This window comes from Bacillus sp. FSL R9-9410, from assembly GCF_038050385.1.
Lineage (GTDB): Bacteria > Bacillota > Bacilli > Bacillales > Bacillaceae_G > Bacillus_A > Bacillus_A cereus_U.
Map to the genome: position 1 here is coordinate 1 of NZ_JBBOTV010000001.1, position 17,369 is coordinate 17,369.

Consider the following 17,369-nt stretch of genomic DNA (forward strand, 5'->3'; position numbering starts at 1 on the left):
CGATGGTAGTTGGGACCTTGTCCCTGTGAGAGTAGGACGTTGCCAGGCAATTCGGAGGATTAGCTCAGCTGGGAGAGCACCTGCCTTACAAGCAGGGGGTCGGCGGTTCGATCCCGTCATCCTCCACCATTTAGCCGACTTAGCTCAATTGGTAGAGCAACTGACTTGTAATCAGTAGGTTGGGGGTTCAAGTCCTCTAGTCGGCACCAGAAAATCATGGCGGTTGTGGCGAAGTGGTTAACGCACCGGATTGTGGCTCCGGCACTCGTGGGTTCAATTCCCATCAGTCGCCCCATTTTTTCTTTTGAAATATATAATATGCGGGTGTGGCGGAATTGGCAGACGCACTAGACTTAGGATCTAGCGCCTTTGGCGTGGGGGTTCGACTCCCTTCACCCGCACTTTTAATAAAATAACTCATACATGTCTTGCGGAAGTAGTTCAGTGGTAGAATACAACCTTGCCAAGGTTGGGGTCGCGGGTTCGAATCCCGTCTTCCGCTCCAATTTCCAATATGACATGCCGGGGTGGCGGAACAGGCAGACGCACAGGACTTAAAATCCTGCGGTGGGTGACCACCGTGCGGGTTCGACCCCCGCCCTCGGCACCATATGCGCCCGTAGCTCAATTGGATAGAGCGTTTGACTACGGATCAAGAGGTTAGGGGTTCGACTCCTCTCGGGCGCGTTTTTATTAACGGGAAGTGGCTCAGCTTGGTAGAGCACCTGGTTTGGGACCAGGGGGTCGCAGGTTCAAATCCTGTCTTCCCGATTTTTTCAAAATATGGGGCCTTAGCTCAGCTGGGAGAGCGCCTGCCTTGCACGCAGGAGGTCAGCGGTTCGATCCCGCTAGGCTCCACTTATTTGAATATCACTTATGGCGGTGTAGCTCAGCTGGCTAGAGCGTACGGTTCATACCCGTGAGGTCGGGGGTTCGATCCCCTCCGCCGCTACCATAAGGACCTTTAGCTCAGCTGGTTAGAGCAGACGGCTCATAACCGTCCGGTCGTAGGTTCGAGTCCTACAAGGTCCACCACTCAAAGTTCATATCTCGGAGGTATACCCAAGTTCGGCTGAAGGGATCGGTCTTGAAAACCGACAGGCGGCGAGAGTCGCGCGGGGGTTCGAATCCCTCTACCTCCTCCATTTTTTCTAAATTAAATATTATATCATCGCGGGGTGGAGCAGTACGGTAGCTCGTCGGGCTCATAACCCGAAGGTCGCAGGTTCAAATCCTGTCCCCGCAACCAAATGGTCCCGTGGTGTAGTGGTTAACATGCCTGCCTGTCACGCAGGAGATCGCCGGTTCGACCCCGGTCGGGACCGCCATTTTTTTATATAAAGGCTCGGTAGCTCAGTCGGTAGAGCAGAGGACTGAAAATCCTCGTGTCGGCGGTTCGATTCCGTCCCGAGCCACCATTTTGAAATCGCAAGCCGGCTTAGCTCAATTGGTAGAGCAACTGACTTGTAATCAGTAGGTTGGGGGTTCAAGTCCTCTAGCCGGCACCACTTTCAAAATGAGCCATTAGCTCAGTTGGTAGAGCATCTGACTTTTAATCAGAGGGTCGAAGGTTCGAATCCTTCATGGCTCACCATTTTTAATTTAATGCGGGTGTAGTTTAGTGGTAAAACAAGAGCCTTCCAAGCTCTGGTCGAGAGTTCGATTCTCTTCACCCGCTTTTTATGGGCCTATAGCTCAGCTGGTTAGAGCGCACGCCTGATAAGCGTGAGGTCGATGGTTCGAGTCCATTTAGGCCCACCATAATTATTCCGCAGTAGCTCAGTGGTAGAGCTATCGGCTGTTAACCGATCGGTCGTAGGTTCGAGTCCTACCTGCGGAGCCATACTATAGAGAAGTACCCAAGTGGCTCAAGGGGCTCCCCTGCTAAGGGAGTAGATCGCGAACGCGGTGCGAGGGTTCGAATCCCTTCTTCTCTGCCATATTTTGGCCCGTTGGTCAAGTGGTTAAGACACCGCCCTTTCACGGCGGTAACACGGGTTCGAATCCCGTACGGGTCATACTAAAAGAGATAGCATAATCTGCTATCTCTTTTTTGTTGTATAAAAGTGGACTTTGGATAGTCTGCTTTTTTTATGGGGCTAATGTTGTCGGGTTTTGTCGGTAAGTCGATATATTGCAAAAATCGCTGATATAATTTGAGTTACGGTCGATATATTTAAAAAATCGCTGATATATTTGGAGTTATGGTCGATATATTCAGAAAATCGTCGATATAATTTCACTTACCGAGGTATGTGTAAGAAAAACTCGTTCACAATCTAATCAAAATCCCTAAATTGGTATGGATTCCACACCTAACCTGATAAGTTTACACTCTATGTGAAAAAGTTCACAAATAGGTCATAATTTGTGAAGTAATTCACAATAATCCGTGCTACAATATGAATGTAAAGAAGTTAAACAACATTAAATTAGTATTTTAATTACTTACTTAAACAATAATAAAAAATAGATGTAAACAATTGAAAGGGGAAATTAACATGAAAAAAGGTATCAATCGCGTAGTATTAGTAGGAACAGGAGCTGTAGGCTGTAGTTACGCTTACTCAATGATCAACCAAGGTGTAGCTGAAGAATTCGTACTTGTAGATGTTAATGAAGCAAAAGCAGAAGGGGAAGCAATGGACTTAAGCCATGCGGTACCATTCTCTCCAGCACCAACAAAAGTTTGGAGCGGTAGCTATGCAGATTGTAAAGATGCAGATCTAGTTGTTATCACTGCTGGATTACCACAAAAGCCAGGCGAAACTCGTTTAGACTTAGTTGAGAAAAATACAAAGATCTTTAAACAAATCGTTCGCAGTATTATGGATAGCGGATTCGATGGAATCTTCTTAATCGCAACAAACCCAGTTGATATTTTAACTTACGTAACTTGGAAAGAATCTGGCTTGCCAAAAGAGCGCGTAATTGGTTCTGGTACAACTTTAGACTCTGCTCGTTTCCGTTACATGTTAGGTGACTACTTAGATGTAGATCCACGTAACGTTCATGCTTACATCGTTGGTGAGCACGGTGATACTGAACTTCCAGTATGGAGCCACGCTACTGTAGGTGTACAAAAACTAGAAACAATCTTAGCGAACAACGAACAGTATAACCAAGAAGATTTAGATAAAATCTTTGAAAATGTACGTGATGCAGCTTACCATATTATCGAGCGTAAAGGCGCAACTTACTACGGAATCGGTATGTCACTACTTCGTGTAACTAAAGCGATCTTAAGCAACGAGAACAGCGTATTAACTGTATCTGCATACCTTGAAGGTCAATATGGTGAGAAAGATGCTTACGTAGGTGTTCCAGCTGTTATTAACCGCGAAGGTGTACGTGAAATCGTAGAACTTGAATTAAACGAAGAAGAAAAAGCGAAATTCGCTCATTCTGTAAAAGTATTAAAAGAAACAATGGCACCAGTACTATAATAATTGCTAAATAATTCAGAGGCGGGAAACTGCTTCCTACCTCTGAATTTATATAAATTTATATAAATTAATATAAATTCCTTTTCCGGTTTCCCTTGTATATCCCCAATATACCCCTTTTGCTGGATAAGGGTCGTTTATAGAAAAAAGCACTCTATTTTTGAATAGAGTGCTTTTGTGCGTTATCCCACTAATTGCGAGCAGAGTTTCACTTTATTCTTTAGGAGTTAACCTTGTGGCAATTTTTCCTAAACGCCATTCATCTCCCGCATACTCATTAAACCATGTCCTACCTATTCCTTGAGGTGGGAGTTTTCCGTCGGGAAATGATAAAATTTGTGACAAAAAATGTTGAGAAATATTTTTAAACAATAGATTATTTCGCTTGTATTTTACGTGAGAAATAGCGTGAAAAATGGAGAGAAACTAATAAAATAAATATTGAGCAAAAATGAAGGGCGAGAAATAGTAAGGGAAATAAAGCGTTTGCAATGAATATTCGTCAAAATTCGATATTTTACACGATAAATGTAAACATTTTAAGTGAAATTAAAGAAAAAAACGAATATTTTTTAAAAAACAACAAGGATATTTCAGTTTTTTGCAGAAATGATAAAGAGTAAAAAATTTCTGTCATCTTAGTGAGGTGAACATATTGGATGTAATAAATTGTGAAGAAGTGAAACGAGATGAGTTTCATACAGAAAAGTACTATGACAGTTATAACATCTTTGGGGCACATATTGTGACGGAAGATGGGATGCAAGGGGTACGATTCACAGTATGGGCTCCTCATGCGAAAGCAATGAGTGTTGTTGGGGATTTTAATGAATGGGATTATAAGCAACATAAGATGCTACAAGTGACAGAAGAGGGGATTTGGTCCTTGTTTGCACCGCATATTGAAGAGAATGAGATATATAAGTATGCGATTGAAACGATGAACGGTGACGTTATTTTAAAAGCAGATCCTTACGCAGTATATGCAGAAGTACGACCAAATACGGCATCTGTAGTTTTTGATATAGAGGGATATGAATGGAATGATAAAAACTGGATTCGTAAGAGAAAGAAAAAATCGATTTATAAAGAAGCGATGACAGTTTATGAATTACATTTCGGTTCTTGGAAAAAGAAAGAAGATGGCGCTCTGTATTCTTACAGAGAAATGGCTGAGGAGCTCATTCCGTATGTGGTGGAACATCAATTTACACATATTGAAATTATGCCGCTTGTTGAGCATCCATATGATCGTTCTTGGGGATATCAAGGAACGGGATATTATGCAGCTACAAGTAGATTCGGCACGCCACATGATTTGATGTATTTTGTCGATGAATGTCATAAATATGGAATCGGTGTCATTTTAGATTGGGTACCGGGGCATTTTTGTAAAGATGCTCACGGTTTATATTTGTTTGATGGGGCACCGACTTATGAATATAAAGATATAGATGTACAAGAAAACCAGGTATGGGGAACTGTTAATTTTGATTTAGGGAAGAGAGAAGTACGTAATTTCTTAATTTCAAATGCGTTATTTTGGATGAGATATTTCCATATTGATGGTTTCAGAGTAGATGCAGTTGCGAATATGCTGTACTGGAATAAAGAAGGAAAAGAGCAAAGCAATGAACACGCTGTTTCGTTCTTACGAGAGTTAAATGAAGCTGTGTTTGCAGAAGATGAAGAGTTTCTTATGACAGCAGAAGATTCAACAGCTTGGCCACTTGTAACAGCTCCAACATACGAGGGTGGACTTGGATTCAATTATAAATGGAATATGGGTTGGATGAATGACGTGCTGAAATATATGGAATGTGCGCCAGAGTACCGGAAATACATTCATGAGAAAATGACATTCTCTTTAATATATGCTCACTCTGAAAACTTCATATTGCCGCTTTCTCATGATGAAGTCGTTCATGGGAAAAAGTCGTTATTAAATAAAATGCCGGGAGATTACTGGGATAAGTTCGCCCAACTTCGTTTATTATATGGATATTTCTTTACTCATCCAGGTAAGAAATTACTCTTTATGGGTGGAGAATTCGGGCAATTTGATGAGTGGAAAGACCTTGAAGATTTAGATTGGAATTTACATGATTTTGAAATGCATCGTTACATGCATGATTACTTTAAAGAGCTCATAGCATTGTATAAGCGCTCAAAACCACTTTGGCAGTTAGATCACTCGTCTGAAGGATTTCAGTGGATTGATGCTAATAATAATGAGCAAAGTATTTTCTCGTTTATCCGCCAAGGGGATAATCAGGAAGATGCGTTAGTTGTCGTATGTAATTTTACGAAAGCTACATATGAAAACTATAAAGTAGGTGTACCAGATTTCGAGTATTATAACGAAATTTTAAACAGTGACGCGGTGCAATATGGCGGATCGGGGCAAGTTAATAAGAAACGTCTCAAGACGATTCTAGAGCCATATCATAATCAAGCGGCACATGTAGAAATTACAATCCCACCATTTGGCGTATCCATATTACGACCAGTGAAGACGAGAAAGGGGAGCAAAAAACAAGATGGCTCAAAAACAAAAGTGCGTAGCAATGTTACTAGCAGGGGGAAAAGGTAGTCGTTTAAGTGCATTAACAAAAAATTTAGCCAAGCCAGCTGTTCCATTTGGTGGTAAATATCGCATTATTGATTTTACGTTAAGTAACTGTGCAAACTCCGGTATTGAAACGGTGGGGATTTTAACACAATATCAACCGCTAGAACTTCATAATTATATTGGAATCGGAAACGCTTGGGATCTTGATCGTGTAAACGGTGGAGTCACTGTGTTACCCCCTTATGCGGAGTCTTCAGGTGTGAAGTGGTATACAGGTACGGCAAGTGCTATTTATCAAAACTTAAACTATTTAAGTCAGTATGAACCAGAATATGTCCTTATTTTATCAGGCGATCATATTTATAAAATGGATTACAGCAAAATGCTAGATTACCACATTGAGAAAGAGGCGGACGTTTCGATTTCTGTTATTGAAGTGCCGTGGGATGAAGCAAGTCGCTTTGGCATTATGAATACAAATGAAGAGATGGAAGTTGTTGAATTTGAGGAGAAACCACAATTTCCAAGAAGTAATCTTGCATCAATGGGAATTTATATTTTTAACTGGGCTATTCTAAAAGAATATTTAGAGATGGATGCAAGAAACCCTGAATCTAGTAATGACTTCGGAAAAGATGTACTTCCGCTCTTGTTAGATGAAGGGAAGAAGTTGATGGCGTATCCGTTTGAAGGATATTGGAAAGATGTTGGAACGGTGAAAAGCTTATGGGAAGCGAATATGGATTTACTTCGCGATGAAACATCGTTGAACTTGAACGATCGTAATTGGCGCATTTATTCTGTAAATCCAAACGAGCCGCCTCAATATATTGCAGAACAAGCAAAAGTAGAAGAGTCACTTATTAATGAAGGATGCGTCATCGAAGGGGACGTGAAGCATTCTGTTTTATTCCAAGGAGTGACGGTGGAAGAAGGTAGTATGGTAATCGATTCTGTCGTTATGCCGGGGGCAAAGATTGGTAAAAACGTTGTGATTGAAAGAGCGATCGTTGGATCGGAAATGGTTATTGAAGATGGGACAATAATTCGTCCAGAAAAAAATGTTGATGATGTAGTACTAATTGCTGAAGGAAAATAGAAAAGGGGGATGAAATGAATGGGAGAAAAAATGTTAGGAATTATTAATGCAACCGGAAGTTTTCCTTCCTTAAAGAAAGTAACAGGGCATCGTTCATTAGCGGCGTTACCGTTTGGAGGCCGTTACCGCCTCATTGATTTCATGCTTTCAAATATGGTGAATTCTAATATTCATAGCGTGGCGGTTTTTACAAGTCATAAAAATCGTTCTTTAATGGATCATGTCGGTTCAGGAAAACAGTGGGATTTAGATAGAAAGCGTGATGGACTGTTTTTATTCCCACCGAACTGCCAATGTGATCATGACGAATTTGGATCTTTTGCACATTTTAGAAGACATATTGATTATTTTCTAAGAAGCAGAGAAGAATATGTTGTTATTACGAATAGCCATCTTGTAACAGCGTTAAACTTTCAAGCGGTGTTAGAGCGACATATACATACGTCTGCAGATATTACTGAAGTTTGTCATGAAGGGGTTTCGCTTCAAACATATGTGTTAAAGAAACAATTATTGCTAGACTTATTTGAGACATATAAAGATGTGGAGCAATACAGTTTATTTGATGTAGTGAGAGAAAAGAGCGGGAAATCACTGCATATTACTACGTACGAGCATACAGGATATGTAGCTATTATTGATTCTATTGAAAGTTACTATAAACATAGCCTAGAAATTTTGCAGCCTTCTATTTGGAAGCAATTATTTAAGAAAGAAGCACCAATCTTTACGAAAGTGAAAAATGAGCCACCAACTCGTTATATGAAGGGTGCAGTAGTGAAAAATACGATGATTGCAAACGGCAGTATTATTGAAGGTGAAGTAGAAAATAGTGTTGTCTCCCGTTCTGTTAAAATTGGAAAAGGTTCAATTGTTCGTAATAGTATTATTATGCAAAAGAGCCAAATTGGAGATAATTGCATAATAGACGGTGTTATTATTGATAAAGATGTGAAACTTGGCGACGGCGTAGTGTTAAAAGGAAATGCTGATGAGCCATATGTTGTAGAAAAAGGTAGTGTACAAAATAGTACAATCAATAGTTATTCGTAAATAGCAGGTGCATAATTAGTGGGGGATTTAGAAAACCCCCACTAATTAAGGTTTTACTCTATATGAAAACGTGAAGGGAGGAAGCTGTAAGAAGAGCGATTTATGATGTATACGCTTTTCGTGCAGTGGAACAACAGGTGAATATTTTATTTGCAGTATCAGAATGTGTACCGTTTATTAAATCCGGAGGTCTAGCTGATGTAGCAGGCGCGCTCCCAAAAGAATTAAAAAAATTAGGAGTGAATGTTCGCATTATACTTCCAAACTACAGTCTTATCCCGAAAGAGCTAAGAGAAGGATGTACGCTTCATAAAGTAATTAACGTTCCTCTTGGATGGAGAAACCAATATTGCGGGATTTTAAAAGGTGAGCAGGATGGGATTACGTATTACTTAATCGATAATGAATATTATTTTAAGAGAGATTCTCTATATGGCCATTATGATGATGGGGAGCGTTTTTCTTATTTTTCAAAAGCAGTTTTAGAGTGTATTCCGCATCTTGATTTCGAAGTAGATGTTCTTCATAGCCATGATTGGCATACAGCTATGGTTAATTTCTTACTTCGTGAAAAGTATCAAGATAACCCGTTATATGAGCATATTAAAACGGTATATACGATTCATAACTTGCAGTTCCAAGGTGTATTTCCTCCTGAAGTGATGTACGACTTACTGGAGCTTGGTCATGAATATTTTCATAGTGAACAGCTTGAGTTTTATGGAAACGTGAACTTTATGAAAGGCGGTATTATCGCATCTGACCAAATTACAGCGGTTAGCCCGACATATAAAGAAGAGATTCAATATGAGTTTTTCGGTGAGAAGTTAGATGGATTGCTAAGAGAATATAATGATAAGCTTAGTGGCATTGTAAATGGAATTGATACGAGCGTATATAATCCAGAAACAGATCCATATATTACGGCTCAGTATAGTGCAGAGTCGCTAGATGAAAAGAATGAAAATAAACGCGCATTGCAGCGTTATTTTGGTTTACCAGAAAAAGAAGATACACCAGTTATTTCGATGGTAACACGATTAACGAAGCAAAAGGGGCTTGATCTAGTACGTACTGTATTCCGTGAAATAATGGAAGAAGATGTACAATGTATTATTTTAGGGTCAGGCGATTCTGAATACGAGCAGTTCTTTGAATGGATGGCATACGAGTATCCAGAAAAGGTAAAAGTATATATTGGATTTAATGAAGCGTTAGCGCACCAAGTGTATGCGGGAAGCGATTTGTTTTTAATGCCATCGCTGTTTGAACCGTGTGGACTTGGACAACTTATTGCGCTAGCATATGGCACGATTCCAATTGTAAGAGAAACAGGCGGATTAAATGATACTGTACATTCTTACGATGAGGACACTGGAATTGGGAATGGCTTTAGCTTTACGAATTTTAATGCGCATGACATGTTACATACGATTCTTCGTGCAATTGAGTTTTATCAAGATAAACCGGTATGGGATAAGCTTGTAAAGCAAGCGATGACTGAAGATTATAGCTGGGGGAAATCTGCTCTTGCATACAAGAAATTGTATAAAAGTCTCATGGAATAACATTGAGGTGGTGAAAAAATGTTTACTCATGTTGAAAGCTTCAAATCCGCTTTTCTAGAAAAATTAGAAATGATGTATGGGAAAAGTTTCAAAGATTCTACAACTCGTGATCAGTATAATACGCTTGGTCATATGGTACGTGAGTATATGAATAGTCAATGGATTGCAACGAATGAAAGTTATCGTTCTGGAGATCAAAAGCAAATGTATTATTTATCCATTGAGTTTTTGCTTGGGCGTTTGCTAGGCAGTAACATATTAAATTTAGGCATTCGAGATGTATGTGAAAAGGGGCTTTCTGAACTTGGAATTTCTTTGCACGAGTTAGAAGAGAGTGAAGCAGATGCTGGCCTTGGTAATGGTGGCCTTGGACGTTTAGCAGCCTGTTTCCTCGATTCACTCGCTTCTTTAAACTTACCAGGACATGGCTGTGGTATTCGTTATAAGCATGGCCTGTTTGATCAAAAAATTGTTGACGGCTATCAAGTAGAATTTCCAGAACAGTGGCTTCTTCATGAAAACGTTTGGGAAGTAAGAAGGTATGACCAAGCCGTAGAAGTAAGTTATTTTGGAAACGTTGAACCACTAGAAATTGATGGACGTTTAGAGTTCAGACATACAAATGCAGAAGTTATTATGGCAGTACCATATGACGTTCCAGTTGTAGGGTATGAAACAAGTACTGTAAATACGCTTCGGCTTTGGAATGCGGAGCCAGTTCCTTTCCCGCAAAATTGTAAAGATATTTTGAAATATAAGCGTGAAACAGAGGCCGTATCGGAGTTTTTATATCCAGATGATACGCATGATGAGGGGAAAATACTTCGTTTAAAACAACAGTATTTCCTCGTATCAGCAAGTTTGCAAAATATCGTTCGTATGCATAGGGAGAGATACGGTAGTCTTCGTCAGTTACATGAAAAAATTGCGATTCATATAAACGATACACATCCGGTTCTAGCAATTCCAGAACTTATGCGTATTTTATTAGACGAAGAAAAATTGACATGGGAAGAAGCTTGGCACATAACAACGCAGACGATTTCCTATACGAATCATACAACGTTATCAGAAGCGCTTGAGAAATGGCCAATTCACATTTTTAAACCGTTATTACCGAGAATTTATATGATTATTGAAGAAATTAATGAACGTTTCTGTCATGAGCTTTGGGACCGTTATTCGTACGATTGGAAGCGCATTGAGGACATGGCCATTATTGCGCATGACCTTGTGAAAATGGCTCATTTAGCGATTGTTGGTAGCCATAGCGTTAACGGTGTGGCGAAAATTCATACGGAAATTTTAAAGCAGCGTGAAATGCGATTGTTCTATGAATTTTATCCAGATAAGTTTAATAATAAAACGAATGGAATTGCTCATAGGCGCTGGCTAATGAAGGCGAATCCGCAGCTGACGAATCTTATTTCGGAAGCGATTGGTGAAGAGTGGAAGAAAGAGCCAATTAAGCTGCAAGCACTGCAAAACTTCATATATGATACTAGTTTTCAAGAAAGGCTTGCAGGGGTAAAACAAGAGCGTAAGATTATTTTAGCGGAGCGCATTCATAATAAAATGGGGATCACTATTGATCCAAATTCTATTTTTGATGTGCAAGTGAAAAGGCTACATGCCTATAAACGACAGTTATTAAATGTTTTTCATATTTTGTACTTGTATAATCGTTTAAAAGAGGATACTAGTTTTTCATTTTACCCGCGTACTTTTATTTTTGGGGCTAAAGCATCACCTGGCTATTATTATGCGAAGAAAATTATTAAATTAATAAATGAGCTTGCAAGAAAGGTGAATACCGATCCGTACGTAAGTCAATTTATGAAAGTTATCTTTCTAGAAAACTACCGAGTTTCTTTAGCGGAAGATATATTCCCGGCGGCAGATGTAAGTGAACAAATTTCAACTGCGAGTAAAGAAGCATCGGGAACAGGTAACATGAAATTCATGATGAATGGTGCAATTACACTCGGAACGTTAGATGGAGCTAATATTGAAATAAAAGACCGGGTCGGTGATGATGCCTGCTTCATTTTCGGCTTAACAGCGGATGAGGTTCTTCATTACTACCAAAATGGTGGATATCGTGCAAGTGACTATTACCACCACAATATGCACATTAAAAAAGTAGTAGATCAGTTAACGAATGGTTTCTTTGCACAGTCGGGAGCTGAATTTGAAGCGATTTATGATTCTCTCGTTATTCAAAATGATGAATACTTCGTTCTTCGAGATTTTAGCCCATATGCTGAAAGACAAGAAGCTGTCGGAAGGGCCTATGAAAATAGGAAGAAATGGCTGGAAATGTCGATTTTGAACATTGCACAATCTGGGCATTTTGCGAGTGATCGAACAATTTTGCAGTACAGTAATGAAATTTGGGGTATTGGTAATACTGTTAAACTTTTTTAGATAAAAGCCCCTTTTGAAGGGGCTTTTATTTGTTCAATTTTAAAACAGGGATACGTTTGCTTAGAAAAATAAAACGAGCTTAATGAGATTAAGCTCGTTTTACTTATGTTGCTTAAGAAAGAAATGGGATAGCGGTATATATTATACCTGTTCCGTCATATTCCCCTGTCGCAAAGTATGAAAATGTAAAGAAACCTGTAAACGAAAAAATTATTATAAGAAAAAGTGCAAAGATAAATTTTAGCATGTAAGGTCCCCTCATCCGAAAGTAATTTCATAGATTATTATAGTATACAAATGTTTATTTTCCAATTGTTTACTGGTTAAAAATGAGAGGTCAGACATGTTTTGTATGTTGTAATGGAATGATTATTCGTAATGGATTTTGTATTTTTCGTAAATGTCATGTTGTGATGGACGTGTGCATATTCCCAGTCTTTCTCATTAAAATGGACATTTCTTGGAGGGAGAAGCGGAACGACATCGAATAAGTTGACGAAACGAAAGCTACTAGCTACTTGCAGTTTATAATAATTTCGAAAGGCAATATCTCCAACTTTTGGAGAGGCGAATGTATAAAGACCGTACTGTGCGAAGGCAGTATTTATACGGGCATCTAGTATGTGTAGTGTAGCGAGTGCACCTCCTAAGCTATGGCCTGTTGCAAGAAGTTTCTTATGGGCTGGTAATGACACGAGCATATCCATAATAGGATCCCGGCAAGATTCATAAATTGAAAGAAAGCCGTTATGGACATTTCCGCTATTTAAAGCGTATGGGTATGGCCTTTGGTTGACGAGTGAATCGATAATCCAATCTGTATCTGTTTGTGTGCCCCTAAAAGCTACAATGATTGTATCCTCAGATTCTAATATGAATCCAAACCATTCCATCGTTTGAATTGCTTTTCCTTGAAAGCCTTGTACATATTGGAATCCATCAGGTATTTCAAAAATCCCATTTTGTTTATATTGTTCATACGTTAGATCGCAGCAAGATGCTAACAATATGGCAGTATCTTTATCAAAGGATAAAGGAGTACGCATCAAGAAAGCCCTCCTTAAGAAAAGGTATAGTTCAATATATGCAGTGAGGGACTTGATTCATTCTTTTGAAAAAAGGCTTGAACCTACAGTTACGTGAGGGAGTATGATTTTTGTAAACATATTGTTAGGAGGAATGTAGGATGAGCGAAAAGGAAGGCTATTCAATTGGTGAGTTTTCAAAGAGAACAGGCACATCAATACGGACACTACAGTATTACGATGGAATTGGATTGCTTAAACCTGAAAAAAATATGAGTTCAGGACACCGTGTATATAAAGATCGAAATATATTAGAGCTTCAAAAAATAGTGAGTCTAAAAATATTAGGATATAGTTTAGAAGAAATTCGTGTCATGCTCAATATGAAAAGTTTGAATATAAGTTTAAAAGAAACATTGCAAAACCAAAGAGCAGCTTTTGAAGAAAAGAAAAAACAAATTGAAGTTTCGATAACAGCAATTGAAAGAACGATAATATGTCTTGAAGAAGAAGAGCAGGTAGATAGTGGCATATTAATGAGTCTAATTAACAGTATTCAAAAAGAAAACGAACAACGCTTATGGCTGGAAGAATATATACCGAAGGAAATGGTTGATGGATTATATAATAAGCCTGAAGAAGAGATGATAGAACTAGATAAAGAGTTTGTCCGCTTATCAAAAGAAGTAAAAAGGCTATTTGGAAAAAATGTTGATGATCCAGAAGTACAAAAGCTTGCCGATCAGCATATGAAGGCAACCCTTAAGTATGTCGGAGAAGAAACGATGTATTCTTTAAGTGAAAAAATAGAGGATATAGAAGAACAATATAATAAGATAATGCCCTCTCCTTATACAGTGGAGGAAGAGCTATGGCTTAATGAAGTGATGGAATATTATATGATTCAAAATGGTTTATACAGTCCAAAAGAAACAGATAGTTCCCTATGAAGGGGACTATCTGTTTTAGTGTTTTACTCTTTCCCATCTAAAAGGCGACCAATTCCGCCTAAAACGCTGCCTTCACCGCTATTTTGAGCTGCTGGGCTTGTAAGGCGTGCTGCTAAGCGGCTAAGTGTTAAGGACTGAATCCAAACTGTTCCAGGACCTTCTAACGTTGCGAAGAATAAACCTTCGCCACCAAATAGAGCTGTTTTTACTTTTCCAACGAACTCGACATCGTAGTTAACATCTTTCGTCATTGCAACGAGACAACCTGTATCAATGCGAAGTTTTTCACCAGGTTTTAATTCACGCTTATATACTGTTCCACCTGCGTGCATGAAAGCGAGTCCGTCACCTTCAAGTTTCTGCATGATGAAACCTTCACCACCGAAGAAACCAGTTCCAATTTTCTTTGTAAATTCGATTCCGATAGAAACACCTTTTGCTGCACAAAGAAATGCATCTTTTTGGCAGACTACTTTCCCTTGATATTCTGTTAAATCAACAGGAATAATTTTTCCAGGATAAGGAGCGGCGAATGATACGTGTCGTTTGCCATGACCTGTATTTGTAAATACAGTCATAAACATACTTTCACCCGTAACGAGACGTTTACCTGCGCCCATTAATTTCCCAAATAGACCACTAGATGGTCCAGAACCATCACCGAAAATCGTTTCCATTTCGATATGATCTTCCATCATCATCATTGCGCCAGCCTCAGCGATAACGCTTTCTTCTGGATCTAATTCAATTTCAACAAACTGCATATCATCGCCATATAATTTATACTCGATTTCATGTGCTTGCATGTTTTCACCTCATCATATGTAGTAATTATATTGTACAGAAATCAAAGGAATTAAAATACTGTAGTTTTGTTAATTTTTGAATAAAAATAGAATGGAAATTTAAGATTATACTAGGATTATAAAAATGATAGGATGAAAGTATTCTCATTTGACGTTTTGGATATAGCGTGATATAGTGAAAACACTATTGAGCTACATAATGTGGTACGGAAATAAAGCACGTTGTATTAAAGGCTGTAAGCTTGTTATACATTCATGTCCTTTATATCCACCTTTTCATGTGGATTCATAGTTTCATTTTTATTTAGGAGGTACATGACATGCAAACAGGTAAAGTTAAATGGTTTAACGGCGAAAAAGGTTTTGGCTTCATCGAAGTTGAAGGCGGAGAAGACGTATTCGTACATTTCTCAGCTATTCAAGGCGACGGCTTCAAAACTTTAGAAGAAGGTCAAGAAGTTTCTTTCGAAATCGTTGATGGAAACCGCGGACCACAAGCAGCTAACGTTACAAAAAACTAATTAGCTAGCGAAAAAAAGCATTCCGAACTTCGGAATGCTTTTTTTATGCTTTAGAACCAGACTCATCTGAAGATAATTCACCTTTAAAGGTGCGTTCTTCAAAATCATCAAGCAATTGTTCATATTCTTCATGTTCCTCTGTAGCGAAAACTTGTGGGTTTTTTCCATACATATCTGTTCCGATAAAGTTTTCGAAATCCTCTACATAACCAACATTTTCTTCACTATTTACGTACATTCCATTATAGTTTTTTGAATCCTGTCTTTCTAAATCGGATGGTGTTTCTGATGTTCCGTAATTTGCGACGTCTTGCCAAGCATCTTCAGCATCGTATTCAACAGAATGATCTTCGTCGTGCTTGTGAAACGAAGGAGCTAGCACCTCTTCTTCAACTGGGCGCGTGTTCATATCTAATTTATTTGTAGTGTGCTGAATACACGTTGTAGCAGTTGGCATTGCTTCTAATCTTTCAAATGGAATTTCCTCACCAGACACTTCGCAAATTCCGTACGTACCAGCTTCAATTTTTTGCAGAGCATGTTTCGTATCTTCTAACTGTTTATGCCAAAATTCGATGAGTCCGAAATCTTTCTCACGTTCGTACAATTCTGTAGCCATATCACCTGGATGGTTGTCATAGCTAGACAATTCTCCTACTGAATCACGTTCAGATGCACGGTTTTCATTTTCATGAGTTTGTATCGTTTGTTCGACTTCTTGCTGTTGTTTTTCTAAAATAGATTTAAATTGATTTATTTGTTGTGGAGTTAACATAGTCGTCCACCTTCCTACAATTCAGTTTCTTTACATAGTATGAGCGTTGAGAGTAGGAATTATGAGATGAATTTCAGCCGGGAAGTTGGTATATGAAAAAAGGAGCTGCGTAAGCAGCTCCTTTCTATAGGAAATATCCAAGTAATAATCCGATTCCCATTAGGAGACCGAAAATTGTATTTGTTTTTGCTGTTGAAATCATCGCAGGTACCATTTCCATTGGAATGCTTTTGCCGATAAAGCCTTTCGTCGCTTTAAATGCTTTCGGTGCACTTAAGAATACGATAAGCATCCATGGTGATACGATGTTAACGATGATTAAAGCGATTGTCCAAATGTAGGAAACGATGAACATAGAAGCAAGTACACCAACTGCTCTTTCGCGTCCAACGAGAATTGCCAATGTTTTACGGCCATTTTCTTTATCACCATCTAAATCACGAATGTTGTTAGATAGTAAAATCGCACCAATTAAAATGGAGCTTGGGATAGATAGTAAAATCACTTCTGATGTTACTGCTCCTGTTTGGATAAAGAATGAAATACCAATAATAATGACACCCATAAATAATCCTGCTGTTAGCTCTCCAAATGGTGTGTACGCAATTGGAATGGGGCCACCAGTGTAAAGGTAAGCAACGGCCATACAAACAAGACCAATCGCAGCAAGCCACCAGCTAGAGTTCATACAAATATAAACACCTAATAGCGTTGCGATGCCTAAAAATCCGAATGCTAAGTTAAGCACGGTTTTTGGTTTAATGCCATCGCGGACGATAGCACCGCCAATTCCAACTGAACCTTCATGATCGAGTCCTCTTTTATAATCAAAGTATTCATTAAACATGTTCGTTGCTGCTTGAATGAGAAGGCAAGCAAGAAGCATCATAAAGAAAAGAGGAAGATGTATTTGATTTATACCTCCGACCTGCATTGCATAAGTTGTTCCGATGAAAACAGGAACGAAAGCTGCTGTTAATGTATGGGGACGTAATAAACTCCACCAAATGCGCCAGCCGGTTTGTTTACTTGGCTTTTGCGCTGTAGGAGAGGAATTCGTTTCGACGTTCATTTCCATGTTGAACCCTCCTTGGTCACATATTATACACAATTAAGTGTAGAAAAAG

General features: G+C 38.9%; 12 protein-coding genes and 22 tRNA genes. 30 read left to right on the top strand and 4 right to left on the bottom strand.

What is annotated here, in order from left to right:
* Positions 1-53: 53 nt before the first annotated feature.
* The 28 genes from MKX77_RS00005 to glgP all read left to right on the top strand — a co-directional run bounded on the left by MKX77_RS00005 (position 54) and on the right by glgP (position 12,165).
* Positions 54-129, top strand: a tRNA-Val gene (locus MKX77_RS00005).
* A 4-nt stretch (positions 130-133) separates the two neighbouring features.
* Positions 134-209: transfer RNA gene (locus MKX77_RS00010), tRNA-Thr, on the top strand.
* Positions 210-219: 10 nt separating this feature from the next.
* Positions 220-295 (top strand) — tRNA-His (locus MKX77_RS00015).
* A gap of 25 nt (positions 296-320) precedes the next feature.
* Positions 321-401: transfer RNA gene (locus tag MKX77_RS00020), tRNA-Leu, on the top strand.
* Positions 402-430: 29 nt separating this feature from the next.
* Positions 431-505, top strand: a tRNA-Gly gene (locus MKX77_RS00025).
* 16 nt (positions 506-521) lie between these two features.
* Positions 522-610, top strand: a tRNA-Leu gene (locus tag MKX77_RS00030).
* A 3-nt stretch (positions 611-613) separates the two neighbouring features.
* Positions 614-687, top strand: a tRNA-Arg gene (locus tag MKX77_RS00035).
* Between the two features lie 10 nt (positions 688-697).
* Positions 698-771 (top strand) — tRNA-Pro (locus tag MKX77_RS00040).
* A 14-nt stretch (positions 772-785) separates the two neighbouring features.
* A tRNA-Ala gene (locus tag MKX77_RS00045) sits at positions 786-858 on the top strand.
* 20 nt (positions 859-878) lie between these two features.
* Positions 879-955, top strand: a tRNA-Met gene (locus MKX77_RS00050).
* A gap of 3 nt (positions 956-958) precedes the next feature.
* Positions 959-1,035 (top strand) — tRNA-Ile (locus MKX77_RS00055).
* 17 nt (positions 1,036-1,052) lie between these two features.
* Positions 1,053-1,145, top strand: a tRNA-Ser gene (locus MKX77_RS00060).
* Between the two features lie 27 nt (positions 1,146-1,172).
* Positions 1,173-1,249 (top strand) — tRNA-Met (locus tag MKX77_RS00065).
* Between the two features lie 3 nt (positions 1,250-1,252).
* Positions 1,253-1,328, top strand: a tRNA-Asp gene (locus MKX77_RS00070).
* Between the two features lie 14 nt (positions 1,329-1,342).
* Positions 1,343-1,418 (top strand) — tRNA-Phe (locus tag MKX77_RS00075).
* Between the two features lie 14 nt (positions 1,419-1,432).
* A tRNA-Thr gene (locus MKX77_RS00080) sits at positions 1,433-1,508 on the top strand.
* Positions 1,509-1,518: 10 nt separating this feature from the next.
* Positions 1,519-1,594, top strand: a tRNA-Lys gene (locus tag MKX77_RS00085).
* Between the two features lie 13 nt (positions 1,595-1,607).
* Positions 1,608-1,678, top strand: a tRNA-Gly gene (locus MKX77_RS00090).
* 6 nt (positions 1,679-1,684) lie between these two features.
* Positions 1,685-1,761, top strand: a tRNA-Ile gene (locus MKX77_RS00095).
* Between the two features lie 7 nt (positions 1,762-1,768).
* Positions 1,769-1,843: transfer RNA gene (locus MKX77_RS00100), tRNA-Asn, on the top strand.
* A 6-nt stretch (positions 1,844-1,849) separates the two neighbouring features.
* Positions 1,850-1,940 (top strand) — tRNA-Ser (locus tag MKX77_RS00105).
* Between the two features lie 6 nt (positions 1,941-1,946).
* Positions 1,947-2,018: transfer RNA gene (locus MKX77_RS00110), tRNA-Glu, on the top strand.
* Positions 2,019-2,501: 483 nt separating this feature from the next.
* The gene (locus MKX77_RS00115; RefSeq protein ID WP_341305486.1) at positions 2,502-3,446 is read left to right on the top strand and encodes an L-lactate dehydrogenase; all 945 of its coding nucleotides are present in this window, start codon (positions 2,502-2,504) and stop codon (positions 3,444-3,446) included.
* A gap of 655 nt (positions 3,447-4,101) precedes the next feature.
* A complete protein-coding gene (gene glgB / locus MKX77_RS00120; RefSeq protein ID WP_341305487.1) occupies positions 4,102-6,039 on the top strand; it encodes a 1,4-alpha-glucan branching protein GlgB in 1,938 nt (645 codons plus the stop codon).
* Complete coding sequence (glgC, locus tag MKX77_RS00125) at positions 5,987-7,117, top strand: glucose-1-phosphate adenylyltransferase (protein ID WP_000057600.1); 1,131 nt, start codon at positions 5,987-5,989, stop codon at positions 7,115-7,117. The genes glgB and glgC overlap by 53 nt, the downstream gene beginning before the upstream one ends.
* An 18-nt stretch (positions 7,118-7,135) precedes the next feature.
* Entirely contained in the window at positions 7,136-8,170 is a 1,035-nt protein-coding gene (gene glgD, locus MKX77_RS00130; protein ID WP_215554580.1) for a glucose-1-phosphate adenylyltransferase subunit GlgD, read from the top strand.
* A 137-nt stretch (positions 8,171-8,307) separates the two neighbouring features.
* Positions 8,308-9,738: a glycogen synthase GlgA gene (glgA, locus tag MKX77_RS00135; RefSeq protein WP_341305488.1), complete on the top strand. Its 1,431-nt coding sequence runs from the start codon at positions 8,308-8,310 to the stop codon at positions 9,736-9,738.
* 18 nt (positions 9,739-9,756) lie between these two features.
* Complete coding sequence (glgP, locus tag MKX77_RS00140; protein WP_341305489.1) at positions 9,757-12,165, top strand: glycogen phosphorylase; 2,409 nt, start codon at positions 9,757-9,759, stop codon at positions 12,163-12,165.
* 323 nt (positions 12,166-12,488) lie between these two features.
* Here glgP and MKX77_RS00145 read toward each other — a convergent pair whose 3' ends face one another.
* Positions 12,489-13,211: a lipase family protein gene (locus MKX77_RS00145; protein WP_002145144.1), complete on the bottom strand. Its 723-nt coding sequence runs from the start codon at positions 13,209-13,211 to the stop codon at positions 12,489-12,491.
* Between the two features lie 140 nt (positions 13,212-13,351).
* Between MKX77_RS00145 and MKX77_RS00150 the strand changes: the two genes are divergently transcribed.
* Complete coding sequence (locus MKX77_RS00150; RefSeq protein WP_341305490.1) at positions 13,352-14,140, top strand: MerR family transcriptional regulator; 789 nt, start codon at positions 13,352-13,354, stop codon at positions 14,138-14,140.
* A 23-nt stretch (positions 14,141-14,163) separates the two neighbouring features.
* Here the strand turns inward: MKX77_RS00150 and MKX77_RS00155 are convergent, their stop codons facing one another.
* Positions 14,164-14,946 (bottom strand): TIGR00266 family protein, encoded by a 783-nt coding sequence (locus tag MKX77_RS00155; RefSeq protein ID WP_341305491.1) that lies wholly within the window; start codon positions 14,944-14,946, stop codon positions 14,164-14,166.
* A 320-nt stretch (positions 14,947-15,266) separates the two neighbouring features.
* On the opposite strand from MKX77_RS00155, the gene cspD reads away from it, so the two are divergent.
* Positions 15,267-15,467 (top strand): cold-shock protein CspD, encoded by a 201-nt coding sequence (cspD, locus tag MKX77_RS00160; RefSeq protein ID WP_001193051.1) that lies wholly within the window; start codon positions 15,267-15,269, stop codon positions 15,465-15,467.
* Positions 15,468-15,510: 43 nt separating this feature from the next.
* On the opposite strand, the gene MKX77_RS00165 is transcribed toward cspD, so the two are convergent.
* Positions 15,511-16,242, bottom strand: coding sequence for a yteA family sporulation protein (locus tag MKX77_RS00165; protein ID WP_002145149.1), 732 nt, complete (start codon positions 16,240-16,242; stop codon positions 15,511-15,513).
* A 124-nt stretch (positions 16,243-16,366) separates the two neighbouring features.
* Complete coding sequence (locus tag MKX77_RS00170) at positions 16,367-17,320, bottom strand: 1,4-dihydroxy-2-naphthoate polyprenyltransferase (RefSeq protein WP_341305492.1); 954 nt, start codon at positions 17,318-17,320, stop codon at positions 16,367-16,369.
* Between the last annotated feature and the right edge of the window lie 49 nt (positions 17,321-17,369).

Coding starts and splice junctions, on each gene's coding strand:
- MKX77_RS00115 (WP_341305486.1), top strand. CDS start 2,502: ATGAAAAAAGGTATCAATCGCGTAGTATTAGTAGGAACAGGAGCTGTA.
- glgC (WP_000057600.1), top strand. CDS start 5,987: ATGGCTCAAAAACAAAAGTGCGTAGCAATGTTACTAGCAGGGGGAAAA.
- glgD (WP_215554580.1), top strand. CDS start 7,136: ATGGGAGAAAAAATGTTAGGAATTATTAATGCAACCGGAAGTTTTCCT.
- glgP (WP_341305489.1), top strand. CDS start 9,757: ATGTTTACTCATGTTGAAAGCTTCAAATCCGCTTTTCTAGAAAAATTA.
- MKX77_RS00145 (WP_002145144.1), bottom strand. CDS start 13,211: ATGCGTACTCCTTTATCCTTTGATAAAGATACTGCCATATTGTTAGCA.
- MKX77_RS00150 (WP_341305490.1), top strand. CDS start 13,352: ATGAGCGAAAAGGAAGGCTATTCAATTGGTGAGTTTTCAAAGAGAACA.
- MKX77_RS00155 (WP_341305491.1), bottom strand. CDS start 14,946: ATGCAAGCACATGAAATCGAGTATAAATTATATGGCGATGATATGCAG.
- cspD (WP_001193051.1), top strand. CDS start 15,267: ATGCAAACAGGTAAAGTTAAATGGTTTAACGGCGAAAAAGGTTTTGGC.
- MKX77_RS00165 (WP_002145149.1), bottom strand. CDS start 16,242: ATGTTAACTCCACAACAAATAAATCAATTTAAATCTATTTTAGAAAAA.
- MKX77_RS00170 (WP_341305492.1), bottom strand. CDS start 17,320: ATGGAAATGAACGTCGAAACGAATTCCTCTCCTACAGCGCAAAAGCCA.